Here is a 25344-nt window from a genome sequence, read left to right as displayed (position 1 = left end):
GAAAACGCTTTATAAACAGCGCTGTGCACCTGGTGCACATTCGATGATGTTTTGATTGTAGCCGAAAACCCCCGCCCTATACTCAGCCCATTATAAAAATACGTTTACACATGATTAACAAATGGCCTGCCGGTCTGGCCGTTTCCGAGTCGTGAGGTCGCTGAGAATGACAACATCTACACCCGATATTCAACCCGCCGTGCAGCATACCGCCCAGGTCGCCATCGCCGGCGCCGGTCCGGTAGGCCTGATGATGGCCAACTACCTTGGCCAGATGGGCATCAGCGTGCTGCTGGTGGAAAAACTCGACAAACTGATCGATTACCCGCGGGCCATCGGTATTGACGATGAATCGCTGCGGGCGATGCAGGCGGTGGGGCTGGTGGATGACGTGCTGCCGCACACCACGCCGTGGCACGCCATGCGCTTTCTGACCCCGAAGGGCCGCTGCTTTGCCGACATCCAGCCGATGACCGATGAGTTTGGCTGGTCGCGGCGCAACGCCTTTATCCAGCCGCAGGTGGATGCGGTGATGTATCACGGCCTGCAGCGTTTCCCACAGGTCCGTTGCCTCTTCTCCCGCGAGGTGGAAGCCTTTAGTCAGAACAGTGACAGTGTCACGTTAAATATCAAAGGGCCGGACGGCGAGCGGGAGACGGTGCGCGCGGACTGGCTGGTGGCCTGCGACGGCGGCGCCAGCTTTATTCGCCGTACGCTGAACGTCCCCTTTGAAGGCAAGACCGCGCCGAATCAGTGGATCGTCATCGATATTGCCAACGACCCGCTGGCCACCCCGCACGTCTATCTGTGCTGCGACCCGGTGCGGCCCTATGTTTCCGCTGCGCTGCCACACGGCGTGCGCCGCTTTGAATTTATGGTGATGCCCGGGGAAACCGAAGCCCAGCTCAGCGAGCCGCACAATATGCGCCGCCTGCTGAGCAAAGTGCTACCGGACCCGGATCGCGTCGAACTGATCCGCCAGCGGGTCTACACCCATAACGCGCGCCTTGCCGAGCGCTTTCGCATTGACCGGGTGCTGCTGGCCGGCGACGCCGCGCACATCATGCCGGTCTGGCAGGGCCAGGGATACAACAGTGGCATGCGCGACGCCTTCAACCTGGCGTGGAAGCTGGCGCTGGTGGTCAACGGCAAAGCGGGAGAGGCGCTGCTTGACAGCTACCAGCAGGAGCGTCGCGACCACGCGAAGGCGATGATTGACCTGTCGGTGACCGCCGGCCACGTGCTGGCGCCGCCGAAGCGCTGGCAGGGGGCCGTGCGCGATGGCCTCTCGTGGCTGCTGAACTACCTGCCGCCGGTGAAACGTTACTTCCTCGAAATGCGCTTTAAGCCGATGCCGCAGTATCGCGAGGGGGCGCTGCTGACCGATGGCGCAGATAAATCTTCGCCGGTGGGCAAAATGTTTATTCAACCGCAGGTGACGCTGGAGAATGGCGAGAGCCTCCTGCTCGACGAGGTTATCGGGGCGAATTTCGCCATTATCGGCTGGGGCTGCAACCCGCAGTGGGGGCTCGACGCCGGGCAGATCGCTCGCTGGCGCGCGATAGGGGTGCGCTTTATTCAGGTGGTGCCGGAGGTGCAGATCCACCGCGAGCAGGATAACGCTCCGGGCACGCTGCGGGTGGGGGATAAGCAAAACCGACTGAAGAGCTGGTTTGCGCAACATCACACCGCCATCGCTGTGGTCAGGCCGGACCGCTTTGTCGCCGCCCTCGCTATCCCGCAAACCCTCGGCGCGCAGCTGACCGCCCTGGCGGAAAAAATGACCCTCGCAGCCGGGGATACCGCCCACGCTGAAGAGAAGGTGGCCTGATATGCATGCCTATCTGCACTGTCTGTCGCACACCCCGCTGGTGGGATTCGTTGACCCGGAGCAGGCGGTCCTTGATGAGGTCAACGGGGTGATTGCCGACGCCCGGCGGCGGATCGCTGAATTCGATCCCGAACTGGTGGTGCTCTTCGCCCCCGATCACTACAACGGTTTTTTCTATGACGTGATGCCGCCGTTCTGCCTCGGCGTCGGCGCCACCGCCATCGGCGACTTCGCCAGCGCCGCCGGCGACCTGCCGGTGCCCACCGAGCTGGCAGAAGCCTGCGCTCACGCCGTGCTCAACAGCGGTATCGACCTGGCGGTGTCGTACAACATGCAGGTGGACCATGGCTTCGCCCAGCCGCTGGAGTTTTTGCTGGGTGGGCTGGATCGCCTGCCGGTGCTGCCGGTGTTTATTAACGGCGTCGCCGCGCCGCTACCGGGCTTTCAACGCACCCGGCAGCTTGGCGAGGCGATGGGCCGCTTCCTCAACACCCTCAATAAGCGGGTGCTGATCCTCGGCTCTGGCGGGCTGTCGCACCAGCCGCCTGTGCCGGAGCTGGCGAAGGCCGACGCCCATCTGCGCGACCGCCTGCTCGGCAGCGGCAAACAGCTGCCGCCGGACGAACGCGAGCTGCGCCAGCAGCGGGTGATCAGCGCCGCCCGCCGGTTTACCGAGGACCCGCGCTCGCTCCATCCCCTCAATCCGGTGTGGGACAACCGCTTTATGAGCCTGCTGGAGCAGGGGCGGCTGAGCGAACTGGACGCGATCGGCAACGACGAGCTGTCGGCGATGGCCGGCAAATCGACGCACGAAATTAAGACCTGGGTGGCCGCCTTTGCCGCGCTATCCGCTTTTGGCCGCTGGCGTAGCGAAGGCCGCTATTACCGGCCGATCCCCGAGTGGATCGCCGGATTCGGCTCGCTGAGCGCCACCACCGAGATTTGATTAACCGGGAGACTAACATGAGCTATCAACCGCAAACCGAAGCCGCCACCAGCCGATTCCTCAACGTCGACGAAGGGGGCCGCACGCTGCGTATCCATATCAATGACTGCGGCGACGGGAAAGAGACCGTGGTGATGCTCCACGGCTCCGGGCCGGGGGCTACCGGCTGGGCCAACTTCAGCCGCAATATTGACCCGCTGGTCGAGGCGGGCTATCGCGTGCTGCTCCTCGACTGTCCGGGGTGGGGGAAGAGCGATTCGATCGTCAACAGCGGCTCGCGTTCGGATCTCAACGCCCGCATTTTGAAAAGCGTGGTCGATCAGCTGGGGATCGATAAAGTCCATCTGCTGGGCAACTCGATGGGCGGCCACAGCGCAGTGGCCTTCACCCTGAGCTGGCCGGAGCGGGTGGCTAAGCTGGTGCTGATGGGCGGGGGGACCGGCGGCATGAGCCTGTTCACGCCGATGCCGACGGAGGGCATCAAGCTGCTGAACGCCCTGTACCGCGAGCCGACCATTGAAAACCTGAAGAAGATGATGAGCATTTTCGTCTTTGACACCCGCGACCTCACTGACGCGCTGTTCGAGGCGCGGCTGAACAATATGCTGTCGCGCCGCGACCATCTGGACAACTTCGTTAAAAGCCTCGAAGCCAACCCGAAGCAGTTCCCTGACTTTGGTCCGCGGCTGGGCGAGATCGCTGCGCCAACTCTGATCGTCTGGGGACGCAACGACCGCTTCGTGCCGATGGACGCCGGGCTGCGCCTGCTCGCCGGGATCGCCGGCTCTGAGCTGCATATTTACCGCGACTGCGGCCACTGGGCGCAGTGGGAACATGCCGACAGTTTTAATCAGCTGGTGCTCAATTTCCTCGCACGAGCCTAAGGAGTGATGATGACTTTTTCTCTTGACGCGCTGGCGCAGCAGCTGCGCGACGCCGAACGGACCGGCCAGGCGATCGCCCCGCTGCGCGATATCCTCGGCGTCGACAACGCCGACGCCGCCTACGCCATCCAGCGTCTGAACGTTCAGCACCACGTGGCCCATGGCCGGCGGGTAGTGGGCCGCAAGGTAGGCCTGACCCATCCCAAAGTGCAGCAGCAGCTGGGGGTCAACCAGCCGGATTTCGGCACCCTGTTTGCCGACATGTGCTACGGCGACAACGCCGACGTGCCGTTTGGCCGCGTGCTGCAGCCGAAGGTGGAGGCCGAGATCGCCCTGGTGCTGAAACATGATCTGCCCCATGCCGATACCACTTTTGATGAACTGTATAACGCCATCGAATGGGTGCTGCCGGCGCTGGAGGTGGTGGGCAGCCGGATTCGCGACTGGTCAATCGGCTTTGTCGACACCGTCGCCGATAACGCCTCCTGCGGCCTGTACGTCATCGGCGGCCCGGCGCAGCGCCCGGCGGGGCTGGATCTGAAGCAGTGCGCCATGCGGATGACCCGCAACCAGGAGCTGGTCTCCAGCGGCCGGGGCAGCGAGTGCCTGGGGCATCCGCTGAACGCCGCGGTCTGGCTGGCGCGCAAGATGGCCAGCCTCGGCGAACCGCTGCGGGCGGGGGATATCGTGCTCACCGGGGCGCTAGGCCCGATGGTGGCGATTAACGAGGGGGACAGCTTTGTCGCCCATATCGAAGGTATTGGCTCAGTCGCGGCACGCTTCGTCGCCGCCGGAGAAGGACATCGTGATGCGTAAACGTAAAGTCGCCATTATCGGCTCCGGAAATATCGGCACCGATTTAATGATTAAAATTCTGCGCCACGGCCAGCATCTGGAGATGGCGGTGATGGTCGGCATCGACCCGCAGTCGGATGGTCTGGCCCGCGCCCGGCGCATGGGGGTAGCGACCACCCACGAAGGGGTGGGCGGCCTGATGCAGATGGCGGAGTTTGCCGATATCGACTTCGTCTTCGACGCCACCAGCGCCGGGGCGCACGTCAAAAACGATGCCGCGCTGCGCGAAGCGAAGCCGGGGATCCGCGTCATCGACCTGACGCCGGCGGCGATTGGCCCATACTGCGTGCCGGTGGTCAACCTCGCGGCCAACCTCCACCAGGGCAACGTCAATATGGTGACCTGCGGCGGCCAGGCGACCATCCCGATGGTCGCCGCGGTCTCGCGGGTGGCGAAAGTACATTACGCGGAGATCGTGGCCTCCATCGCCAGTCAATCCGCCGGGCCGGGCACGCGGGCGAATATCGACGAATTCACCGAAACCACCTCGCAGGCGATTGAAAAAGTCGGCGGCGCGGGCAAGGGCAAGGCGATTATCGTGCTCAACCCGGCGGAGCCGCCGCTGATGATGCGCGATACCGTGTATGTGCTGAGCGAGATGGCGTCCCAGGAGGCGATTGCCGCCTCGATCGCCGAGATGGCGGCGGCGGTGCAGGCTTACGTCCCTGGCTACCGGCTGAAGCAGCAGGTGCAGTTTGAGGTTATCCCCGAGGATAAGCCGGTCAACCTCCCCGGCGTGGGCCGTTTTTCCGGCCTGAAAACCGCGGTTTACCTCGAAGTGGAAGGGGCGGCGCACTATCTGCCGGCGTACGCCGGCAACCTCGATATTATGACCTCGGCGGCGCTGGCGACGGCGGAGCAAATGGCCGGGGCAATGAACAGCGCGGCGGGAGCGACAGCATGAACGGTAAAAAACTTTATATCTCGGACGTGACGCTGCGCGATGGCATGCACGCCATTCGTCACCAGTATTCCCTGGCGCAGGTGCAGCAGATTGCCGGCGCGCTGGATAAGGCGGGGGTCGACTCCATCGAAGTGGCCCACGGCGATGGGCTGCAGGGATCCAGCTTCAACTACGGCTTTGGCGCCCACAGTGATATCGCCTGGATTGAAGCAGCGGCGGCGGTGGTCAGCCAGGCGAAAATCGCCACCTTGCTGCTGCCGGGCATCGGCACGCTGCACGACCTGAAAGCCGCGTATCAGGCCGGGGCGCGGGTGGTGCGGGTCGCCACCCACTGCAGCGAAGCGGACGTCGCGGCGCAGCATATTGCCTTTGCCCGCGAGCTGGGAATGGACACCGTCGGTTTTCTGATGATGAGCCATATGATCTCCCCGCAGGCGCTGGCGCAGCAGGCGCTGAAGATGGAATCCTATGGGGCGACCTGCATCTACGTGGTGGATTCCGGCGGGGCGATGACCATGAACGACATTCGCGACCGCTTCCGCGCGCTGAAGGCGGTGCTGAAGCCGGAGACCGCCACCGGGATGCATGCCCACCATAACCTGAGCCTCGGGGTGGCCAACTCTATCGTCGCGGTGGAAGAGGGCTGCGATCGCATAGACGCTAGCCTGGCCGGGATGGGGGCGGGGGCGGGCAATGCGCCGCTGGAGGTGTTTATTGCCGCCGCCGACAAGCTCGGCTGGCAACATGGCACCGATCTCTATGCGCTGATGAACGCCGCCGACGAGCTGGTGCGGCCGCTGCAGGACCGCCCGGTGCGCGTCGACCGCGAAACGCTGGCGCTGGGCTACGCCGGGGTCTACTCCAGCTTCCTGCGCCACAGCGAAGCGGCGGCGGCGCGCTATGGCCTCAGCGCGGTGGATATTCTCGTCGAGCTGGGCAAACGGCGGATGGTCGGCGGCCAGGAGGATATGATCGTCGACGTCGCGCTGGATCTGCTTAACCGCCAAAAATAACAACGCGCGGCTGACCACGCATCAGCCGCCCATCACCTGATCCGCTTGTCCGGCTATCGCCAAGGTACCCTATGACCAAGATAACGACCGCAAACTCCTCGCGCCTGATGGTCACCATCGGGCTCTGTTTTATGGTGGCCCTGATGGAGGGGCTGGATCTGCAGGCGGCGGGGATCGCCGCCGTCGGCATGGCGCAGGCCTTTGCGCTGGATAAAATGCAGATGGGCTGGATCTTCAGCGCCGGGATCCTCGGCTTGCTGCCCGGCGCGCTGGTGGGCGGCATGCTGGCGGACCGCCACGGGCGCAAACGCATCCTGCTGAGCTCGGTGCTGTTGTTTGGCCTGTTCTCGCTGGCCACCGCGGTGGCCTGGAGCTTCCCGACGCTGCTGCTGGCGCGCCTGCTCACCGGCGTCGGGCTGGGGGCGGCATTGCCGAACCTGATTGCCTTAACCTCGGAAGCCGCTGGCCCACGCTTTCGCGGCCGGGCGGTGAGCCTGATGTACTGCGGCGTGCCCATTGGCGCCGCGCTGGCGGCGGCGCTGGGGTTCTCTGGCCTCGCCGCGGCCTGGCAGACCATCTTCTGGATTGGCGGCGTGGTCCCGCTGCTGCTGATCCCGCTGTTGATGCGCTGGCTGCCGGAGTCGCAGGCGTTTCAGCGCGTGGAGACCAGCGTACCGCTGCGCACCCTGTTTGCCCCGGGACATGCTGCCGCCACGCTGCTGCTGTGGCTGGGCTATTTCTTCACCCTGCTGGTGGTCTATATGCTCATCAACTGGCTGCCGATGCTGCTGGTGGGCCAGGGGTTCAGCGCCAGCCAGGCGGCGGGGGTGATGTTCTCTCTGCAGATCGGCGCCGCCTGCGGCACTTTGCTGCTGGGCGCGCTGATGGATAAGCTTACTCCGCTGCGCATGTCGCTGCTGATATACAGCGGCATTCTGGCATCGCTGCTGGCGCTGGGCAGTGCGTCGACGCTGAGCGGGATGCTGCTGGCGGGGTTTGTGGCCGGGCTGTTCGCCACCGGCGGCCAGAGCGTGCTCTACGCGCTGGCGCCGCTCTTCTATCCCGCGGCGATCCGCGCTACCGGGGTCGGCACCGCCGTGGCGGTGGGCCGCCTCGGGGCGATGAGCGGCCCTTTGCTGGCCGGCAAGATGCTGGCCCTCGGCACCGGCACCGTCGGGGTGATGGCAGCCTCAGCGCCGGGCATCGTGCTGGCCGGCGTGGCGGTGTTCTGGCTGATGCATCGCCAGCAGCGCGCGGCCATGGTCTGATGCTGTCCGGCGGTCTGGCGGAAAAATGCCGGGCCGCCGCCTTGCCTCTCCGCATGTCCTGGCCTAAGGTAAGACATCATTCCCTGTCGTTTATCGTCTCTATGGCTTACCGCTCCCGCTTGCTCGACGCTATCCCTGGCATCCGCCACGCGTTTCTCGATGTCCACGAAACCGCCGCTTTTCCCTATGCCGAATTGGCCCCGGTGAAGCTGGTCCATGGCAATGAGGTGCATCACTATCAGCAGCCGCTGCCGACGCGGCCGCACGCCGACGCGGTGTTTACCGCCGTGGCCGGGCAAAAGGTGGGGGTGGTGACCGCCGACTGCCTGCCGATACTGATCGCCTCGCGCGACGGTCGCTTCGTCTGCAGCGTCCATGCCGGCTGGCAGGGGCTGGCCAGCGGCATTGTCGACAACAGTCTGGCGACTTTTCGCCAACAGGGGGTGGCGCTGACCGATCTGGTCATCGCCGTGGGGCCGCATATTCACCCTTGCTGTTACGAAGTCTCCGCCGGATTTTATCAGCAACTGCTCGACCAGCCCGGCGGTGACCGGGTGGCCCGGCACCGCCAGCGGCTGTTCCATTCCCGTTCGGCCCCGGTCAGCGATCCGCTTAAAGCCGCAGCGCGCGGCAGCGATAATCTGTGGTTTGATCTGCGCGCTTTCGCTGAAGCGATCTTCACAGAGGCGGGGGTGGCGCCGGCGAGCGTTGAATGGCTGGGGAGCTGCACCTATTGCACGCCGCAATCGCTGGGCTCCTACCGGCGCCGGACCCATTTTCCGGCGCCGAAGAGCTTTCAGTACTCGTGGATCATGCGTCAGGCCTGAGGCGCGCTGGCGTTAGATCACCCGAAAACCGTGGGTGCCGTCGCGGGCCAGCTGATCCACCAGGCCGTACTCCCACTCCAGATAGGCCTGCATGGCCTCTGCGGAATTATCGGTCCCTTCATAGGGACGGCGATAGCGGTCCCGGCGCTCGACGGCGAGGCCGTCGTCGCCATGGGCCAGCGGCAGACCGGCGGCGATCCACGCCAGCGTCCCGCCGCGCAATACCTGTACCGGCTTACCGGTTAAGGCCGCCACCTCGGGCACCGCGTAGCGGGCCAGCAGGCTGCTGCCGCAGGTCACCACGTAACGTTGCGCGGGAGGGATCGCTTCCAGGGCCTGGCGCAGCTGCGAGCGCGTCAGCCACCACGCGCCGGGGATATGGCGGGCGACAAAGTTGGCGCTGGTAGTGAAATCGAGCACCACCGTCCCGGGCTCCTCCAGCTGTTGCGCCAGCTGCGCCGGGCTTATCTCCTCCGCCGGCGGGGCGGGGGGCACTTCGGCGGCCGGCACCCCGCGCTCGCTCAGCTGGCTGGGAGACAGCGCGCTCAGCCGCGCCGTCTCCCAGCCCATCTGCGCCAGCCACGAGCCGGTCATCGCCGCCCGGACGCCATCGTCATCCAGTAACACTATCCGCGCTCCCCGCACGCTGGCGAAGTGATCGGTCTCCTGCACCAGCTGGCCGCCTGGCGCGCTCAGGCTGCCAGGATAGTGGCCCGCCGCGTACTCCTCGGGGCTGCGGACATCAAACAGGAAGGTGGTGCGGTCGCTCTGCTGCCGCCAGCGTTGTAGCGTCGCTTCATCGATGACTGCCACCCCGGCCCGTTCGGCGAGATGCGCCGCCTCGGCGGCCCGGACGCCGGAGGCGCGGGCGGAGGGGTCGTATTGCCGCTGCTGCTGGTGCGCCAGCGTCTGACCGGCCAACGTCCAGCCGATAGTGCCATTGCGCAGGGCATGGACCGGGTTCGGCACCCCGGCGTTGATCAGCGACTGGGTGCCGATGATGCTGCGGGTGCGTCCGGCGCAGTTGACGATGATCGGCGTCTGCGGGGAGGGCGTCAGGCTCTCCACCCGCAGGACCAGCTCGCCGCCGGGCACGCTGATGCTGCCGGGGATGCTCATGGTCTGGTACTCATCGAAGCGCCGGGCGTCGACGATCACCACCTCCTGTCGTCTGTCGATGAGCGCCTGAACCTCCTGGGCGCTGAGCGACGGCGTGTGACGCACGCTTTCCACCAGCTCGCCAAAAGCTTTACTGGCAGAGTTGACGTCCTGAAACAGCTCGCCGCCGCTGCGGCGCCAGCCGGCGAGACCCTCGGCCAGCAGGGCCACATCCTGATAGCCCCAGGTCCGCAGCCGTTCGACGGCGATCTCCGCCAGCCCTTCGCCGTTGTCGTAGACGGTGATCGGGGTGGTGAAGCGCGGTATCCGCCGGCGGACCTCCAGCTCCAGTTTGCTGAGCGGCAGATTGACGGCAAACAGTGGATGAGCGGTGGCGAAATCGGCCTCTTCACGGACGTCGATCAGCGCCAGTTCACGACGGTCGAGCAGCGCCTGACGGATCCCGGCGGCCTGGCGATAAGCGTAAGTGGACATAATGGTTATCCTTGGTGTTCGCGGGAGGAATCCCAGATATTGGGTAAATGGCGGTTGGAGTAGCCGGATATAAACGGTTTTTGCTGGCCTTCCGGGGTATACACTGCGCGCTTCACCGCGCCGATGTTGCCGCCGTAAACATGTATGCTGATGGAGACGCGATCCGCCAGCGCATTGCTGACGCGATGAATGTCGCCATCGTCAGCGGAGACTTTCTCCACCTGACCTGCCTGCAGAAGCGTGGCGGCGCCCAGCGCGCGCGGTATGCCATCGGCATCCAGCTTGTAGCGTTGATTTTCCTCCGCGCCGCGCAACATCCCAATGGCCCCCCACACCCGGTGGTCATGGATCGGCGTCGCCTGCCCCGGCCCCCAGACGAAGCTGACGATCGAGAAGCGCTCCCCGGAGTCGGCATGCAGCAGATACTGCTGGTAATGGTGTGGGTGCGGCAGGGTGTACTCTTCCGGCAGCCAGTCGTCGTGACGCACCAGCGCCGCCAGCCGCTGCGCCACGGCGTCAAGCAGCGGCGCGGTCGAGTGGTGTTCCCGGTGCAGACGGTCAACCTCATGAATAAAATGGCGTAATTTTTCCAGTCGTGGTGCAGTCATGTGCGCTTCCTGTCAGAGGGACTGGTCAAAACGCTAACAGAGGCGTTAATATTATTTAAATGCAATTTACGCATATATTAATATGCAAATTTCACATAAGGATCCTATGCGCATCGACGATATTGACGCTCTGCTGGCCACAGTGCAGTTTTCTTCCCTCAATCAGGCGGCGGATTATCTGGGGATCACCCAGTCGGCGATCACCCGGCGCCTGCAGCGTCTGGAGCAGGAGCTGAACGTCACGCTGTTAGCGCGTCAGACCCGCCCGCTGACCCTGACCGCCGCCGGTCAGCGGGTGTACGAGCAGTGCCTGAGCATTAAGCGCGAGACGAAAAAGCTCTACAGCCTGTTGGATCCGCAAGGCGAGCCGCGCGGCGCGCTGCGTCTCGGCGTACCGCAGAGTATCAGCGAGATCGCGCTGCCGGCGGCGCTGGCGGCGCTGAGCCAGCAGTTTTCCGCACTGTCCCCGCAGGTCACCTGCGGCTGGAGCGGAGAGCTGCAGCGCCGGCTGGAAAACGGCGAACTGGACGGGATGCTGGCGATGGGCCCCGCCCAGCAGACCCTCGCCGAGGGCTACAGCGGGCGTCTGCTGTGCCCCCTGGAGGTGGTGCCGATTGCCGCCCGGCGGCTGAATCTGCGGGCGTCGTCGCTGCGGGAGTGCGTCGAACAGGGCTGGATCCTTAACCCCGATGGCTGTGGCCTGCGCGCCGGGCTCATCCGCGAGCTGCAAAGCCAGGGCCTGCGCCTGAAGCTTAACGTCGAGAGCGCGGGCGCCCAGCTGCAGATGGCGCTGGTGGCGCAGGGACTGGGGCTGGGTCTGGTGCCGCGGGCGGCGCTGGCGGCCAGCCCGTGGCGGGACGAGATCGAGGTCGTCAACCTCAGCGATTTTCAGCCTGCGGTGTCGCTGTGGCTGATCCACGCTCAGTATCTGGCCAACCTGCAGTCGCCGCTGATCTTTTTCGCCAGCAAAGTGGTGCAGCAGCTGACAGTATCCGACTGAAAACACTACTCATTTTCTATTAATGCAAGCCTTGCATATTAAGATATGATAAAAATGCATTTTGTTCATTAACACACTCTGTATAGGGTAATGACCAGCGCCGCCGTCGCGGCCACTCCATTACCCTGACGCAAGGAGTTGTTCATGAGCATTCAGTTTCTTGGCATGATTGGCCACCGCCTCTCTTCCGAAACGATTGCCCCGGTGGGGCCGATCTTTGACCGCGACTATATTGTTCGCTTCGCGCAAACCCATGAAGCCGCCGGGTTCGATCGCCTGCTGGTGGGGCACTGGTCCGATCAACCCGACGGCTTTCTGGTAACCGCCCTGGCCGGACTGTCGACGCAGAAAATTCAGTACCTGCTGGCCCATCGCCCCGGTTTTGTCTCGCCGATCCTCGCCGCCCGCAAATTCGCCACCCTTGAGCATCTGCTGGGGGGCCGGCTGGCGGTGCATATCATCAGCGGCGGCAATGACGCCGAGCAGCGCCGGGACGGCGATTACCTCGACCACGACCAGCGCTATGCCCGCACCGACGCCTTCCTCGACGTGGTGCGCCAGGTGTGGACCAGCGAGCAGCCTGTCGATATTCACAACGATTTTTATCAGGCCGAACAGGCCTGGTCAGCTATTCGTCCGCTGCAAAAGCCGCATCTTCCCATCTACTTCGGCGGTTCGTCGGCAGCGGCCATCGCCGTCGCCGGCAAACACGCCGACGTCTTCGCCCTGTGGGGCGAGTCGCTGGCGCAAACCGGCGAGACCATCCAGCGCGTGCGCGCCGAAGCGGCGAAACACCAGCGTGACATCGGTTTCAGCGTCTCGTTCCGGCCGATTATCGCCGACAGCGAAGCCGAGGCCTGGGAGAAAGCCGAGCATATCCTGCATGTCGCCACCGAGCAGGCGGCGCAGCGCGGGGGCGGTTTCAAGGCCAAACCGGACAGCATCGGCGCCCAGCGGCTGCGGGCCACCGCCGCGCAGGGCAGAGTGGTGGACAAACGCCTGTGGACCGGCATCGCCCAGCTGGTGGGCGGCGGGCATAACTCAACCGCCCTGGTGGGTACTCCGGAGCAGGTGGCCGATGCGCTGCTCGATTACTACGACCTCGGGGTGCGCAACTTCCTGATCCGCGGATTCGACCCGCTGAACGATGCGGCAGACTACGGCCGGGCGCTGTTGCCGATCGCTCGGGAAAAAGCCGCGCGGCGTGCGGTGGCGGAGCGCGCATCGTGATCCATCCTGAGCGCGACGACTGGGCGCAGCAGCTGACGGCGGTACGCCAACAGATGGCGGAGCAGGCGGCCAGCCTCGACGCCAGCGGCGACTTTCCCTGGCGCAATATCGACCACCTGCGCGCGGGGGGCTGGTTAAGCCTCGCCGTGCCGCGTGCTTACGGCGGCGCGGGCGCCAGCCTGGCCCAGCTGCAGCAGGCCATCGCCGCCATCGCCTGGGGTGAGCCGGCGACGGCGCTGATCGTCTGCATGCAGTATCTGCACCATTTGCGGCTGGCGGAAAACGACGCCTGGCACGCGCCGCTGCGCCAGCAGGTTTTTCACGACGCCGTCGAACGCGGTGGCCTGATCAACAGCCTGCGCGTTGAGCCGGAGCTGGGTTCCCCGGCGCGCGGCGGCCTGCCGGACACCGTGGCGAGCCGCTGCGCGGACGGCTGGGACATCAACGGTCATAAAATCTATACCACCGGCATTGAAGGGCTACGCTGGCTGGCGGTATGGGCGAGAAGCGATGATAACCCGCCGCGGGTGGGCACCTGGCTGGTGCCTGGCGACAGCGCCGGGATTAGCGTGGTGAAAAGCTGGGATCACGCCGGGATGCGGGCCACCGGCAGCCATGAGGTGATTTTTCGCCACGTGCGGGTGGCGGCAGAGCACGCGGTGGATGTCTGGCCTGTCGATGCACCACCCTCTGCCCAGGCGGAACCGTTGCGCCTGTTCGCCAACCGGCAGACGGCGCTGCTGGCGGCGATCTATGACAGCATCGCCCGCGCCGCTCACCACTGGCTGGTGAGGTGGCTGACGGGGCGGGTGCCCGCGGGCCTCGGCCATCCGCTTTCCCGCCTGCCGCGGGTGCAGGAGAAGGTCGGGCAGATCGCCGGGCTGCTGCTGGTGAACCGCAGCCTGCTGGAGCAGGCCGCCGCGCTGCGCTTTTCCGCCATCGAGGCCAATCTGGCGAAAGTCACTATTACCGACAACGCCATTCAGGCGGTGAATATCGCGCTCGAGCTGACCGGCAATCATGGCCTCAGCCGACAGAACCCGCTGGAACGCCACTACCGCAATGTGCTCTGCGGCCGGGTGCATACCCCGCAGAGCGACAGCGCCTGGCTGGCAGCCGGCCACTTCGTCTTTCAATCACAAGGATAATCACGATGCGTCTATCATTCTCAGGCCGGGTGGCGGCAGCGCTGATGCTGCTGGCGCTGGGCGGTTACGCGACGGCGCAGGAGCGGCTTACCCTGCGCATTGCCGATCAAAAAGGCGGCATGCGTTCGCAGCTGGAGGCGGCCAACGCCCTGCAAAACCTCCCCTATGACATTAAGTGGGCCGAGTTCCCGGCCGCCGCACCGCTGGCGGAAGCCCTTAACGCGGGCGCCGTGGACGCGGGGATCATCGGCGATGCGCCGCTGCTCTTCGCCCTGGCTAACGGCGCGCCGGTGAAAGCGATTGCCGTGGACAAAAGCAACCCGGCGGGGACCGCAGTGCTGGTTTCCCCCGGCAGCGCGATAAAAACCGCCGCCGGGTTAAAAGGCAAGCGCATTGCCACCGGCAAAGGGTCGATTGGTCATTTCGTGGCGCTGAAAGCGCTCGAGCAGGCGGGCATCTCACCGAAGGAGGTGCAGTGGGTGTTCCTCGGCCCGGTGGACGCCAAAGTGGCGCTGCTTAACGGTTCGGTGGACGCCTGGGCGACCTGGGAACCCTACACCACCCAGATGGTGAAGACCAACGAGGGGCAGATCCTGGTGAGCGGCAAAGGGCTGCTGCCGGGGAATACCTTCCTTGCGGCAACGGATTCCGCGCTTAACGATCCGCAAAAGCGCGCCGCGCTGCAGGATTATCTCCAGCGCCTGGCCGGCGCCGAGCGCTGGGCCTACGCCAATCTCGACAGCTACGGCAAAACGCTGGGGGAGATCATCCGCTTCCCGGCCGAGATCGCCCGCGCGCAGTTTGCCAACCGCCAGTCGCAGTGGCAGCCGCTGGCAGAGGAAACCGTGACCCAGCAGCAGGCGACGGCGGACTTTTATCTCGCCAACGGCCTGATCCGCACCCGGCTGGACGTGAAGCCGACCTTTGACCCCAGCTTTAGCGTGCCCGCCGCGGCGGCCCACGCGGAGGTGACGCCATGACCCGAACCGCTTTTTCCCGCCGCCGTTTTTTACAGCTCAGCGGCGGCCTGGCGCTGGCCGGGGTCTCTCTGCCGCTGTGGGCTCACGATATGGCGGAGATGGCCAGCGGCGATGCCCATCCGGCGCTGCGCCTGCCAGAGCCCTACAAGATCAAGCTGGCGATCAATAAAAGTGCGGTATGCCTCGCGCCGGTCGCCGTCGCCGAGCAGCAGAAGATTTTCAGTAAATATAACCTCGACGTTGAGTTTGTTAACTTCGGTAACTCCACCGATGTGCTGCTGGAGGCGATCGCCACCGGCAAGGCCGACGCCGGGGTGGGGATGGCGCTGCGCTGGCTGAAGGCGCTGGAGCAGGGCTTTGACGTCAAGCTCACCGCCGGGACCCACGGCGGCTGTCTTAACCTGCTGACGGCCAAAGACTCGCCGTTCGGCGGCCTCGAGAGCCTGAAGGGACAAACCATCGGCGTCACCGACATGGCCGGGCCGGATAAAAACTTCTTCGCCATTCTGCTTAAGCGCCACGGTATCGACCCGATCAGCGACGTGCAGTGGAAAGTCTACCCGGCGGATCTGCTCAGCGTGGCGCTGGACAAACGCGAAATCGCCGCCATCAGCGGCAGCGAGCCGTTCAGCTATCGGCTGCTGGAGACCGGCAAGTATCAGCTTGTCGCCAGCAATATGACCGGAGATTATGCCAACCTCAGCTGCTGCGTGCTGGGGGTGAGCGGGAGCCTGGCGCGGGACCATAAACCGGCCGCCGCGGCGCTCACTCAGGCGATCCTTGAAGCGCACAGCTATGCCGCAGAACACCCGGAAAGCGTGGCGCAATCCTTCCTTGCCCATGCGCTCAATACCAATGAAGCGGAGGTGAGCGGCATTCTGCACGGGCAGGGGCACGGCCACCACGCGGTGGGTGAGGCGTTCGTGAAAGAGCTGACGCAGTACGCGGTCGACCTGCAGCGGGTGCAGGTGATCAAACCGGGCACCGATCCCCATCAGTTTGCGGAGAGTATCTATGCCAACGTCTTCGCCTGAGCAGGTTCTGGCGCGCCCCACCGTCCGCGCGCCGCTGTGGGGAGAAGGGCTGCTGGCCGCCGCGCTGTGGCTGCTGGGCGGTCTGTTTACTCTGACCTGGCCCGATGCCGGGCGGCGCTGGCCGTTTAGCGAGGGCTGGGCGCTGGCGCAGTTCACCTTCGGCGGCGGCTTGCTGCTGCTGGCGCTGAGCTATCGCTACTGGCGAGCGCGCGGCGCGCGCGTGCGGCATGCCGGCAAGTGGCTGGCGCTGCTGCCGGTGCTGTTCGCTGCCTGGGAAGGGCTGACCGCCAAGAGCGGCGTGCTGCCGGTGCCGTTTTTCGCGCCGCCGCAGGCGCTGATCGAGGTGCTGCATGATGACTGGCCGCGTCTGCTCGACAGCCTGTTGCACTCCCTGGGGCTGCTGGGGCTCGGTGTGCTGCTCGGCACCAGCAGCGGGTTCATCACCGGTCTGGCCATTGGCTGGTCGCAACGAATTGGCTACTGGGTTCATCCGGTGTTACGCCTGCTGGGGCCGGTGCCGTCTACCGCGCTGCTGCCGCTGTGCCTGTTTATTTTTCCGTCAAGCTTCGGCGCCAGCGTGTTTTTGATTGCGCTGAGCACCTGGTTCCCGGTCACGGTGCTGACCTGGTCCGGGGTCATTGGCATTGACAAGGCGTGGTACGACGTGGCGCGGACCCTCGGCGCCAGCCAGCGTTTCCTGATCCTGCGGGTGGCGATCCCCGCCGCGCTGCCGAACGTCTTTGTCGGCCTGTTTATGGGGCTTGGCGCGTCGTTTTCGGTGCTGATTGTGGCTGAAATGGTCGGGGTGAAGTCGGGGATCGGCTTTTACCTCCAGTGGGCCCAGGGCTGGGCGGCCTATCCCAATATGTACGCCGCGCTGCTGGTGATGGCCTTGCTGTGCTCCGGCCTGATTAGCGGATTATTTATGCTGCGCGATAAGCTGCTGAGCTGGCAGCGGGGAGGGATGCAATGGTAACCGCGACATCAGGTTCGCAGACGATAGCGCGCGGCGCGGCGGTATCGATAAGCCATCTTCATCACGCGTTTACGCTCGGCAAACAGGCGGTGCCGGTGCTGGAGAATATCAGCCTGCAGCTGCGGCCGGGGGAAAGCGTGGCGCTGCTGGGTCCTTCCGGCTGCGGTAAATCCACCCTGCTGCGGCTGCTGGCCGGGCTGGAAGCGCCGCAGAGCGGACAGATGCAGTTCGACGGCGCGCCGCTCGGCGCTCCCGGGCCGGAGCGCATACTGGTGTTTCAGGATCCGACGCTCTATCCGTGGCTGACGGTGCGGCAGAACGTACTGCTGGGCCCGCAGGCGCAGGGCAAAAGGGGGCTGGAAGCCAAGGCCGACGCGCTGATTGACCGCATCGGGCTGCAGGCCTTCAGCGAGGCGTGGCCGCGGCAGCTGTCAGGGGGGATGGCGCAGCGCGCCGCGCTGGCGCGCGCGTTGTTGAACGAGCCGCGCCTGCTGCTGCTCGACGAACCGCTGGGCAAGCTGGACTCGCTGACCCGCATCAGTATGCAGCGGGAGCTGATCGCTCTCTGGCAGCAGCAGGGTTATACCAGCCTGCTGGTGACCCACGATATCGAAGAGGCGCTGCTGCTGTGCGAGCGGGTGCTGGTGATGTCGCCGCGTCCGGGGCGGATTATCGCCGAATTCGCGCTGCCGCTGGACTTTCCCCGCCATCGCGATAACCCGCAGCTGCTGCAGCATCGTCAGGATATATTGCGCATCCTCGGCCAGGAGGAGGACTGGTAAGGTGAACGCAATGCCCGGTGGCGGCTGCGCCTTACCGGGCCTACGAACTCGAGGGGAAGGTCCGTAGGCCGGTGCAAGCGCAGCGCCGCCCGGCAATCGACGTCCGGCGCCAGTGTAAGGGTTAAAAATCCATCTTCACCGTGAACTGCACCTCGCGCGGATCGCCAATCTGGTTACCGAGGTTATTGGTGCCGATGGAAGAGGTGTAATAGGTCTTATCAAACAGGTTCTTCACGTTCACCTGCAGCGTCACCGGATACTGCAGCTTCATCTTATAGGCGGCGAACACTTCTGCCACCGCATAGCCCGGCAGATAATAATCCGCGCCGTTGGTGCCGGAGCGCTTGCTGACCGCATGGCCGCCGCCGCCGATCGTCAGGGTGTTGCTGTTGTAGACGTTATGAATGTCATAGGTCAGGAACAGCGAACCGGTGTGCTTCGGTACGTTCGGCAGCGGTTTCCCCGCGTAATCCGGATCTTCCAGCACTTTGGCGTCGGTATAGCCGTAGCTGGCAATCATGCTGAGGTTATCGGTAATTGACCCGGCCAGATCCACCTCCACCCCCTGGGAACGCACCTTGCCCGCGGTTTTCGCCACCGTCTCATCGCCAATACTCTCGGTGTACAGCACGTTGCGCTTATGGATATCAAACAGCGCGATATTGGCGGTAATGCCCTCCAGCAGGTCGAATTTGGCGCCCACTTCGTAGGCGGTGGACTCTTCCGGCGGCAGCTCGCCGATATAGCTGGCGATCGACGACTGCGGCATAAACGACTGGGCGACGTTGGCGAACAGCGACACGTTCGGCGTCACTTTGTAGACCAGGCCGGCTTTCGGCGTCCATTTCTCATCGCGGCTGTCGGTATTGACGTTAAACGGTCGGCCTTTACCGGCGTACTGGGTGTAATACTGGTAGCGCACGCCGGCGACGGCGATCCAGTTGTCGGTGAGGTACAGCGCGTCCTGCACGTAAGCGGCATAGCTCTCCTGCTGGATCCGCTGATCGCTGTCGGACGCGGAGACGGTATTGCAGGTGTCCAGGGTGCCGTAGACCGGATGATAGATGTTAAAGCCTTTCACGTTCTTGCAGCGCAGCATATCGGTGCGCAGCAGATCGTAATTCTCATAGGCGACGCCGGTCAGCAGTTCGTTATAAAAGCCACCCACCACCACGTTGCCCTGCAGGTCGGCGCGGGTCGAGTGCATCTTCTGCGTGGAGCCATGGGTACCGTCAACCCGGCGGGTGAGGTTGCCGGTCGCCGAATCATAGGCCATCACCCGCGCCTGGTTATCGTTATAGTGATCCTGGCTGTAGCTGTAATCGAAGCGCGCGGTCCAGGCGTCGTTAAGGCGATACTCGGCGTTGAGCTGGGCGAGGTCGGAATAGCCATCGGTAATATTAAAGGCTTCATCGAAGCGGGTTTTGCGATCGACGTTCACCGCATGCCCGGTATTGAGATCGAAGATAGTGCCGCGGTCGAAGGGGGCGCTGTAGTCGCGGTGCGAATAGGACGCGGTCACCGTCGCCCGTTCACCAAACCAGGTCAGGGAAGGGGCGATAAAGCGGCTTTTGTTTTTACCAAAATTGCGCCAGTAATCCTCATTCTGGTATTCCCCAATCAGCCGGTACGCCAGATTTGTACCTTCGATGGGACCCGTGACGTCGACGCTGCCGGTGCCGCCGCCAAAGCTGGTGGACGTCGCGGAAACCGAACCAGAGAACTGCCGCTCAGGCCGTTTGGTGATGACGTTGATCAGCCCGCCGGGGTCGAGAATACCGTACAGCGTCGAAGCTGGCCCCTTCAGGACTTCCACCCGTTCGGTGGCGGCGTTAAAACTGCGCGGCAGCACGGTGCGCAGGCCGTTGGTCATGATCGAGCCGTCGCGGTTAGCGCCGAAGCCGCGGCGGGTAAAAGCGTCCTGGGTGCCGCCAAGGGTGTTGGTCTGCACCACGTTGGCTACGTTATACAGCGCCTCATCGAGCGAGGTGGCGTGCTGATCTTCGAGAACCCGATCGCTGACGGTATTCACCACCTGCGGAATATCCAGCAGCGGCATTGAGGTCAACGTCGCGGTAGAGGAGCTGAGCGGTTGATAGCCGCTGGTGGCGCTCTGCCGGGCGTCGTTGGCCACCACGATGATGGTCTCTTCCGCATCGTTGTTATCTTTCGCCGCGTGATTTTCCGCGGCCATTAATCCCGGTGAGGCTAAAAAAAGAAGCGAAAAAAGCGCCCGCCCTTGCAACGAGGTGAAGGCGACATGGGGTTGAGTCATTATCTTTTTCTCGTGAACGAATCTGCCTTTGCGGTCAGATAAAGCCAATAAAATCATTGCCCTGAATAATAAAAACACGTGGTTTAGCGTCTGAACGCGCCTTTATATGTGTAATTGAGAATCATTCAACCATGAAGGAATGTAGTAGTAAACGTTAGGCAAGATAAAATTTCAGCGGCGAGGAACAGGACGTTTTAAACGCCTCCAGTAGGGAGCATTATGTAGTTATCGCTTTGATATTGTTTTATTTTAATTCTATTGCGTTGGCGCAGCCTCGCTGTAGTCAGCGTCCCCGCAGGAAGACGATGGCGACTATTGACTACTACATTCATCCCCGTCATGATCAAAAGAGAATGAGATTTATTTTGATTTGACTGCAGAATGTCCAGCCATCGCCTGGAACGCTGCGGCGCAGGAGCGAGTTATGCCACAGCGGGTGACACCTGCAGTGCAGGGGATCGTACTGGATGCCCTGTCAGCCGGCTACGGCCAGACCCTGATCGTTGACGACATCAACCTGACCATCCCCAGCGGCAAAATGACGGTGCTGGCAGGGGCGAACGGCTCCGGCAAATCAACGCTGTTGTCGACTATCGCCAGGATGCTGAAGCCGCTCGGCGGCTGCGTGCGTCTGGACGGGCAAGCCATTCATCAGATGCCGACGAAGGCCGTCTCGCGCCAGCTCGGGATCCTGCCGCAATCGCCGCTGACCCCGGAAGGGTTAACGGTTTTCGAGCTGGTCTCGCGTGGGCGCTATCCGTGGCAGGGTCTGATGCGCCAGTGGTCAGACGCCGATGAGCTGGCGGTGGAGGAGGCGCTGCGCTTAACGGGCACCCGCGAGTTCGCTCATCTGCCGTTGGACAGCCTCTCCGGCGGCCAGCGTCAGCGCTGCTGGATCGCCATGGCGCTGGCCCAGCAAACGGCCACCATTCTGCTCGATGAGCCGACCACCTGGCTCGATCTGCGCTATCAGGTCGATATCCTCGAGCTGCTCCAGACCCTGACCCGCGAACATGGCCGCACGGTGGTGACGGTGCTCCATGACCTCAACTTTGCCGTGAACTACGCCGATCTGCTGGTGTTTCTCAAACAGGGGCGCATCGCCGGTACGATTAGCGACAACGAAGTCTGTAGCCCTGAGCTGATTAAACGCGTGTTTGACGTTGACGTGCAGATGTCGATTAACCCGCAAACCGGCAAACCCTTCTTTATGCCGTTTCGCGCCCGCCAGGCGGCGGCGCAATGAGCGTGACTATCCTGCTTTCCGCGCGGCGGCGCGCCCGTCCCCGACTGGCGCTGCTCCTGCTTACGCTGCTGCTTATCGCCGGTTCGCTGGTGCATCTTGGCCTGGGCGCCCGCTGGATCGCCCCGCAGACGGTGCTGCAGGCGCTGCTGGAGTACAATCCGCGCAATTTCGAGCAGCGGATTATCGTCGAACTGCGCCTGGTGCGGCTGGCGGCGGCGCTGCTGACCGGCGCGGCGCTCGGCGTCGCCGGGCTGCTGCTGCAGACGGTGATCCGCAACCCGCTGGGCGAGCCGCATATCCTCGGCCTTAACGCCGGCGCGTCGCTGGCAGTGGTGGCGACCTCCGCGCTGGGGCTCTCTCTCGGCGCTTTCCCCGCCGCGCGGCCGCTGACCGCCGCCTGCGGCGCGGCGCTGCTGTTCGGCGGGGTGATGGTGCTGGCCTCTGCCGGTCGCGGCGGAGCGACGCCGCTGCGCATCACGCTGTGCGGGGTAGCGCTGTCGGCGTTTGCGTCGGCGGTGACGGCGGCGATATTAATTCTCGATGAACAAACGCTGCTGGCGATGCGCACCTGGCTGGCGGGCGATCTGGCCGGGCTGAACTGGAGCACGCTGTGGACGGCGCTGGTCCCGGCGCTGATCGGCCTTGGCGTCGCGCTGTTCCTTGCCCCGCGCCTTAACGTGCTGGCGCTGGGGGATAAGGTGGCGCTGGGCCTCGGCGTGAACCTCGTCCAGACGCGGCTGCTGGGCCTGCTGGCGATTGCGCTGCTCTGCGGCGCGGCGGTGGCGGTGGCCGGACCGATCGGCTTCGTCGGGCTGGTGGTGCCGCACGTGGTGCGCCGTCTGGTGACGGAAGATATCCGCCTGGCGCTGCCCCTGGCGGCGCCGGTAGGGGCGCTGGTGCTGCTCCTGGCAGATATCGCCGCCCGGACGCTGGTCGCGCCGCAGGAGCTGGCCACCGGGGCGATGACCGCCCTGGTGGGCGCACCGCTGTTTATCTTTATCGCCGCGAGGTTTTTTAAATGACGCGCGCCGTTCACCGGGCCGGTTTTCGGCCGCTGCTTTTCGCTTCCCGCCAGCTGCTGCTGCGCCCGGCGGCGCTGAAAATTGCCGCCTTTATGCTGCTGATGCTGCTGGCGCTCGGGCTGTACAGCCTCAGCCGCGGCAGCTATCCGCTGCCCGCGTCGACGCTGGCGCAGGCCCTGCTGGCGCCACAGGAGATGGGCGAGCAGCCGCGCTTTATTCTGTTTGATATTCGCCTGCCGCGGATCCTGATGGCGCTGCTGTGCGGGGCCATGCTGGGGCTGGCCGGCGCGGCGATGCAGAGTATCACCCGCAACGGGCTGGCCGACCCGGGGCTGATCGGCGTTAAAGAGGGGGCCAGCATCGTGGTCCTGGCGCTGGTGCTGTTTTTCCCGGCGGTAGGCCTGGTCTGGCGGCCGCTGGCGGGGATGGTCGGTGGCGTGGCGGTGGCCCTGCTGGTCCTGACGCTGGCCCGCGACTGTTCGCGGCCGCGCTTTATTTTAATTGGCATCGGCGTCTCCTGGACCCTGGCGGCGGCGGTCGGCATCTTTATGACCACCGCCGACGTACGCGACGTGCAGACGGCGATGATCTGGCTGGCGGGCAGCCTGCAGGCCGCCACCTGGCCGCTGCTGGCGGTGGCCTTTTGCTGGGCGCTGCCCGGGGCCATCATCCTGTTCTGTACCGCCCGGGCGGCGGACGCGGCGCTGCTGGGCGACCGAACCGCCATCGGCCTCGGGGTGCGTCTGCAGCAGTTGACTCTGCTGCGCTTTTTCGCCCCGGTGCTGCTGACCTCGGCCAGCGTCTCCTGCGTCGGCAGCCTGGGCTTTGTGGGCCTGATGGCGCCGCATATGGCGCGTTTCGTGCTGCGCGGCGGCCAGGTCTCGCTGCTGAGCGGCAGCGCCCTGATTGGCGCCTTGCTGGTGCTGGCGACCGATACCCTTGGCCGGTTGGCGTTTGCGCCGCTGCAGATCCCGGCGGGGATTGTGATTGCCCTGGTGGGCTGCCCGTTCTTTGTTGTCTTGCTCTGGCGTCGCCGTGATGCCCTTTAATCAGGAAGGTATTATGCGTTGGTTCGTCTCATTGCTGCTGTTGCTGACGGGGGCCGTCAGCGCCGCCGACCCACAAACTCAAACTTTTACCGATGATTTAGGCCGCACGGTCACCGTCCCGCTGCATCCGCAGCGCATTGTTTCGATGCACGATCTCGATATTACTATTCCGCTGATTGAGCTCGGGGCGCCACCGATCGCCAGCCACGGCCGCACGCGCCCGGACGGCAGCCACTATCTGCGCTCCAGCGCCCAGCTCACCGGTGTCGATTTCGATAACAGCGATATCCGCTTTATTGGCACCGCCGATATCGATCTGGAAGCGGTGGCTGCCGTCAGGCCGGATCTGATCATCACCGAGCCCAGTCGCCACGTGTCCGTGGAGCAGCTGGAGAAGATTGCCCCGACGGTGAGTATCGACCATCTAGAGGGCAGCGCCCCGGAGATTTACCGCAAGCTGGCCCAGCTGACCAGCACCCAGCCGCGGCTGGCGATCCTTGAGCGTCGCTATCAGGAACAAATCAAGCAGCTGAAAGCGATGGTCAACCCTTCTCAGTACACCGTCTCGGTGATCCAGGCGAACAATGGCAAGGTCACGGTGCATCATTCGTATCATGCCCTGGGCCGGGTGCTGCGCGACGCCGGGTTCCGCTTTCCGCCGCTGATTGAGCGGATCCCCGACGGCCAGCGCATTGACGTCAGCGCGGAACAGCTGCCGGAGCTGGACGCCGATTTTGTCTTCGCCACCTGGCGGTCGGATACTGGCGGTAAGCCGCAGGATGAGCTGCAGGCGATGGAAGCGGTGATGCCCGGCTGGTGCGACTTTATGCGCGCCTGCCGCACAGGGCACTATATTTTGCTGCCGCGGGAGGAGGTGATCTCCAACTCCTACGCCGCGCTCTCCCTGATGGTGGCCCAGGTGCAGTCGCATATTGCCGGCAGGCCGCTCCCGGCGGAGGCCAAATGAAAAGCGCGGTAAAAAAAGAGAAGGGGCGGGTCGACCTGTTCGGCGAACGCTATCGCGCCCGGGCGCATCAGCTCTCTCCCCGACTGCGGGCCGTGGTCAGCTATATCAACGACAACCGCGAGGTGGTGCTGGAGCAGACGGCGATGGAGATCGCCGCTGCGACCCAGACCTCCGACGCCACGGTGGTGCGCGCCATCCAGGCGCTGGGCTTCGCCGGGCTGCGCGAGCTTAAGCAGACCATGGAGCGCTGGTTCGGCACCTCGGTCACCTCGGCGGAAAAGATGCGCTCCACGGTCACCGCGCTCTCCAGCGACGTCAATTCCAGTATTGATTTTGTGCTGGAAGGCCATCAACGGGTTTGCGAGGTCCTGTCGCGGGCCGACAACCGCGCGGCGGTGGCTCAGGCGGTGGCATTGCTCAGCGACGCACGCCAGGTGGGGATCTTCGGTATCGGCGCCTCGGGGATCCTCGCCGAATACACCGCCCGGCTGTTCAGCCGCATTGGCCTGCCGGCGTATGTGATGAACCGCACGGGTTTCAGCCTCGCCGAGCAGCTCATCGGCCTGCAGCGCGGCGATGTGCTGATCATGATGGGGCAAAAATCGCCCCATCGTGAGGGGATGACCACCCTGCGCGAGGCGAAGCGCTTGGGTATTCCGACCATCCTGCTGACCCAGGCGGTGGACTCGCGCTTCAGCCAGGAGGCGCAGGTGGTGATTGACGTCCCGCGCGGCGGGGACAGTAGCCGGATGCCGCTGCACGGCACGGTGCTGGTCTGTCTGGAGATGATTGTTCTGTCGGTGGCCTCCACCACGCCACAAAAAACGGTGAAATCCCTGAAGCGAATCAACGACCTGCACCGGGCCATTGGTAAATCCGGCGGTAAACGCGGCAGTTGATAAGATA

General features: G+C 64.3%; 21 protein-coding genes and 2 pseudogenes. 20 read left to right on the top strand and 3 right to left on the bottom strand.

Annotated elements, in window-relative coordinates:
- Nucleotides 1-166: 166 nt before the first annotated feature.
- From KHQ24_RS23230 to KHQ24_RS23195, 8 genes are all read left to right on the top strand, one after another.
- Entirely contained in the window at nt 167-1831 is a 1665-nt protein-coding gene (locus KHQ24_RS23230) for a bifunctional 3-(3-hydroxy-phenyl)propionate/3-hydroxycinnamic acid hydroxylase (RefSeq protein ID WP_004203057.1), read from the top strand.
- A 1-nt stretch (nt 1832) separates the two neighbouring features.
- Nucleotides 1833-2777 (top strand): 2,3-dihydroxyphenylpropionate/2,3-dihydroxicinnamic acid 1,2-dioxygenase, encoded by a 945-nt coding sequence (gene mhpB, locus KHQ24_RS23225; protein WP_023318525.1) that lies wholly within the window; start codon nt 1833-1835, stop codon nt 2775-2777.
- 17 nt (nt 2778-2794) lie between these two features.
- Nucleotides 2795-3661 carry a 2-hydroxy-6-oxonona-2,4-dienedioate hydrolase gene (gene mhpC / locus KHQ24_RS23220; RefSeq protein WP_053810240.1) on the top strand — a complete coding sequence of 289 codons (867 nt, stop codon included), beginning with the start codon at nt 2795-2797 and terminating at the stop codon, nt 3659-3661.
- Between the two features lie 9 nt (nt 3662-3670).
- Nucleotides 3671-4477: a 2-keto-4-pentenoate hydratase gene (gene mhpD / locus KHQ24_RS23215; protein ID WP_049092550.1), complete on the top strand. Its 807-nt coding sequence runs from the start codon at nt 3671-3673 to the stop codon at nt 4475-4477.
- Nucleotides 4470-5420 (top strand): acetaldehyde dehydrogenase, encoded by a 951-nt coding sequence (mhpF, locus tag KHQ24_RS23210; protein ID WP_130945818.1) that lies wholly within the window; start codon nt 4470-4472, stop codon nt 5418-5420. The genes mhpD and mhpF overlap by 8 nt, the downstream gene beginning before the upstream one ends.
- Entirely contained in the window at nt 5417-6433 is a 1017-nt protein-coding gene (gene mhpE / locus KHQ24_RS23205) for a 4-hydroxy-2-oxovalerate aldolase (RefSeq protein ID WP_053810242.1), read from the top strand. The genes mhpF and mhpE overlap by 4 nt, the downstream gene beginning before the upstream one ends.
- Before the next feature lie 71 nt (nt 6434-6504).
- The gene (gene mhpT, locus KHQ24_RS23200) at nt 6505-7701 is read left to right on the top strand and encodes a 3-(3-hydroxy-phenyl)propionate transporter MhpT (RefSeq protein WP_004203051.1); all 1197 of its coding nucleotides are present in this window, start codon (nt 6505-6507) and stop codon (nt 7699-7701) included.
- 101 nt (nt 7702-7802) lie between these two features.
- Complete coding sequence (locus KHQ24_RS23195; RefSeq protein WP_048326368.1) at nt 7803-8528, top strand: polyphenol oxidase family protein; 726 nt, start codon at nt 7803-7805, stop codon at nt 8526-8528.
- Between the two features lie 12 nt (nt 8529-8540).
- Here the strand turns inward: KHQ24_RS23195 and KHQ24_RS23190 are convergent, their stop codons facing one another.
- On the bottom strand, nt 8541-10121 hold the full coding sequence (locus KHQ24_RS23190; protein ID WP_064177699.1) for a rhodanese homology domain-containing protein: 1581 nt from the start codon (nt 10119-10121) through the stop codon (nt 8541-8543).
- A gap of 5 nt (nt 10122-10126) precedes the next feature.
- Nucleotides 10127-10729 (bottom strand): cysteine dioxygenase, encoded by a 603-nt coding sequence (locus tag KHQ24_RS23185; protein WP_048295026.1) that lies wholly within the window; start codon nt 10727-10729, stop codon nt 10127-10129.
- Nucleotides 10730-10835: 106 nt separating this feature from the next.
- Here KHQ24_RS23185 and KHQ24_RS23180 point away from each other — a divergent pair, with 106 nt between their 5' ends.
- From KHQ24_RS23180 to KHQ24_RS23150, 7 genes and pseudogenes are all read left to right on the top strand, one after another.
- Nucleotides 10836-11729, top strand: a complete 894-nt coding sequence (locus KHQ24_RS23180; protein WP_017901276.1) for a LysR family transcriptional regulator — start codon at nt 10836-10838, stop codon at nt 11727-11729.
- 144 nt (nt 11730-11873) lie between these two features.
- A pseudogene (locus KHQ24_RS23175) lies at nt 11874-12969 on the top strand (LLM class flavin-dependent oxidoreductase).
- The gene (locus KHQ24_RS23170) at nt 12956-14107 is read left to right on the top strand and encodes an acyl-CoA dehydrogenase family protein (RefSeq protein WP_048295024.1); all 1152 of its coding nucleotides are present in this window, start codon (nt 12956-12958) and stop codon (nt 14105-14107) included. The pseudogene KHQ24_RS23175 and the gene KHQ24_RS23170 overlap by 14 nt, the downstream one beginning before the upstream one ends.
- 5 nt (nt 14108-14112) lie before the next feature.
- Nucleotides 14113-15087, top strand: coding sequence for an ABC transporter substrate-binding protein (locus KHQ24_RS23165; RefSeq protein ID WP_032456231.1), 975 nt, complete (start codon nt 14113-14115; stop codon nt 15085-15087).
- Entirely contained in the window at nt 15084-16121 is a 1038-nt protein-coding gene (locus KHQ24_RS23160) for an ABC transporter substrate-binding protein (protein WP_109938549.1), read from the top strand. The genes KHQ24_RS23165 and KHQ24_RS23160 overlap by 4 nt, the downstream gene beginning before the upstream one ends.
- Complete coding sequence (locus tag KHQ24_RS23155; protein ID WP_053810247.1) at nt 16102-17097, top strand: ABC transporter permease; 996 nt, start codon at nt 16102-16104, stop codon at nt 17095-17097. Before KHQ24_RS23160 ends, KHQ24_RS23155 begins: the two co-directional genes overlap by 20 nt.
- A complete protein-coding gene (locus KHQ24_RS23150; RefSeq protein ID WP_048324560.1) occupies nt 17091-17879 on the top strand; it encodes an ABC transporter ATP-binding protein in 789 nt (262 codons plus the stop codon). The genes KHQ24_RS23155 and KHQ24_RS23150 overlap by 7 nt, the downstream gene beginning before the upstream one ends.
- Before the next feature lie 121 nt (nt 17880-18000).
- Here the strand turns inward: KHQ24_RS23150 and KHQ24_RS23145 are convergent, their stop codons facing one another.
- Nucleotides 18001-20073: a TonB-dependent siderophore receptor gene (locus KHQ24_RS23145; protein WP_211777511.1), complete on the bottom strand. Its 2073-nt coding sequence runs from the start codon at nt 20071-20073 to the stop codon at nt 18001-18003.
- Nucleotides 20074-20578: 505 nt separating this feature from the next.
- Between KHQ24_RS23145 and KHQ24_RS23140 the strand changes: the two genes are divergently transcribed.
- From KHQ24_RS23140 to KHQ24_RS23120, 5 genes and pseudogenes are all read left to right on the top strand, one after another.
- A complete protein-coding gene (locus tag KHQ24_RS23140; RefSeq protein ID WP_049092162.1) occupies nt 20579-21400 on the top strand; it encodes an ABC transporter ATP-binding protein in 822 nt (273 codons plus the stop codon).
- Complete coding sequence (locus tag KHQ24_RS23135) at nt 21397-22422, top strand: FecCD family ABC transporter permease (RefSeq protein ID WP_048324554.1); 1026 nt, start codon at nt 21397-21399, stop codon at nt 22420-22422. The genes KHQ24_RS23140 and KHQ24_RS23135 overlap by 4 nt, the downstream gene beginning before the upstream one ends.
- A complete protein-coding gene (locus tag KHQ24_RS23130; RefSeq protein WP_060655985.1) occupies nt 22419-23471 on the top strand; it encodes a FecCD family ABC transporter permease in 1053 nt (350 codons plus the stop codon). Before KHQ24_RS23135 ends, KHQ24_RS23130 begins: the two co-directional genes overlap by 4 nt.
- Entirely contained in the window at nt 23461-24438 is a 978-nt protein-coding gene (locus tag KHQ24_RS23125) for an ABC transporter substrate-binding protein (protein WP_211777510.1), read from the top strand. Before KHQ24_RS23130 ends, KHQ24_RS23125 begins: the two co-directional genes overlap by 11 nt.
- A pseudogene (locus KHQ24_RS23120) lies at nt 24404-25337 on the top strand (MurR/RpiR family transcriptional regulator). The gene KHQ24_RS23125 and the pseudogene KHQ24_RS23120 overlap by 35 nt, the downstream one beginning before the upstream one ends.
- Nucleotides 25338-25344 lie beyond the last annotated feature (7 nt).

The sequence above is a fragment of the Klebsiella sp. 54 genome (assembly GCF_018223875.1).
Classification (GTDB): Bacteria; Pseudomonadota; Gammaproteobacteria; order Enterobacterales; family Enterobacteriaceae; genus Klebsiella; species Klebsiella quasipneumoniae.
Note: the sequence above shows the minus strand (reverse complement) of the source record. Positions and strands in the feature narration are given on the sequence as shown.

Bases quoted from the DNA above. Each gene is read 5' to 3' on its own strand.
- KHQ24_RS23230 (WP_004203057.1), top strand. From the start codon at position 167: ATGACAACATCTACACCCGATATTCAACCCGCCGTGCAGCATACCGCC.
- mhpB (WP_023318525.1), top strand. From the start codon at position 1,833: ATGCATGCCTATCTGCACTGTCTGTCGCACACCCCGCTGGTGGGATTC.
- mhpC (WP_053810240.1), top strand. From the start codon at position 2,795: ATGAGCTATCAACCGCAAACCGAAGCCGCCACCAGCCGATTCCTCAAC.
- mhpD (WP_049092550.1), top strand. From the start codon at position 3,671: ATGACTTTTTCTCTTGACGCGCTGGCGCAGCAGCTGCGCGACGCCGAA.
- mhpF (WP_130945818.1), top strand. From the start codon at position 4,470: ATGCGTAAACGTAAAGTCGCCATTATCGGCTCCGGAAATATCGGCACC.
- mhpE (WP_053810242.1), top strand. From the start codon at position 5,417: ATGAACGGTAAAAAACTTTATATCTCGGACGTGACGCTGCGCGATGGC.
- mhpT (WP_004203051.1), top strand. From the start codon at position 6,505: ATGACCAAGATAACGACCGCAAACTCCTCGCGCCTGATGGTCACCATC.
- KHQ24_RS23195 (WP_048326368.1), top strand. From the start codon at position 7,803: ATGGCTTACCGCTCCCGCTTGCTCGACGCTATCCCTGGCATCCGCCAC.
- KHQ24_RS23190 (WP_064177699.1), bottom strand. From the start codon at position 10,121: ATGTCCACTTACGCTTATCGCCAGGCCGCCGGGATCCGTCAGGCGCTG.
- KHQ24_RS23185 (WP_048295026.1), bottom strand. From the start codon at position 10,729: ATGACTGCACCACGACTGGAAAAATTACGCCATTTTATTCATGAGGTT.
- KHQ24_RS23180 (WP_017901276.1), top strand. From the start codon at position 10,836: ATGCGCATCGACGATATTGACGCTCTGCTGGCCACAGTGCAGTTTTCT.
- KHQ24_RS23165 (WP_032456231.1), top strand. From the start codon at position 14,113: ATGCGTCTATCATTCTCAGGCCGGGTGGCGGCAGCGCTGATGCTGCTG.
- KHQ24_RS23160 (WP_109938549.1), top strand. From the start codon at position 15,084: ATGACCCGAACCGCTTTTTCCCGCCGCCGTTTTTTACAGCTCAGCGGC.
- KHQ24_RS23155 (WP_053810247.1), top strand. From the start codon at position 16,102: ATGCCAACGTCTTCGCCTGAGCAGGTTCTGGCGCGCCCCACCGTCCGC.
- KHQ24_RS23150 (WP_048324560.1), top strand. From the start codon at position 17,091: ATGGTAACCGCGACATCAGGTTCGCAGACGATAGCGCGCGGCGCGGCG.
- KHQ24_RS23145 (WP_211777511.1), bottom strand. From the start codon at position 20,073: ATGGCCGCGGAAAATCACGCGGCGAAAGATAACAACGATGCGGAAGAG.
- KHQ24_RS23140 (WP_049092162.1), top strand. From the start codon at position 20,579: ATGCCACAGCGGGTGACACCTGCAGTGCAGGGGATCGTACTGGATGCC.
- KHQ24_RS23135 (WP_048324554.1), top strand. From the start codon at position 21,397: ATGAGCGTGACTATCCTGCTTTCCGCGCGGCGGCGCGCCCGTCCCCGA.
- KHQ24_RS23130 (WP_060655985.1), top strand. From the start codon at position 22,419: ATGACGCGCGCCGTTCACCGGGCCGGTTTTCGGCCGCTGCTTTTCGCT.
- KHQ24_RS23125 (WP_211777510.1), top strand. From the start codon at position 23,461: ATGCCCTTTAATCAGGAAGGTATTATGCGTTGGTTCGTCTCATTGCTG.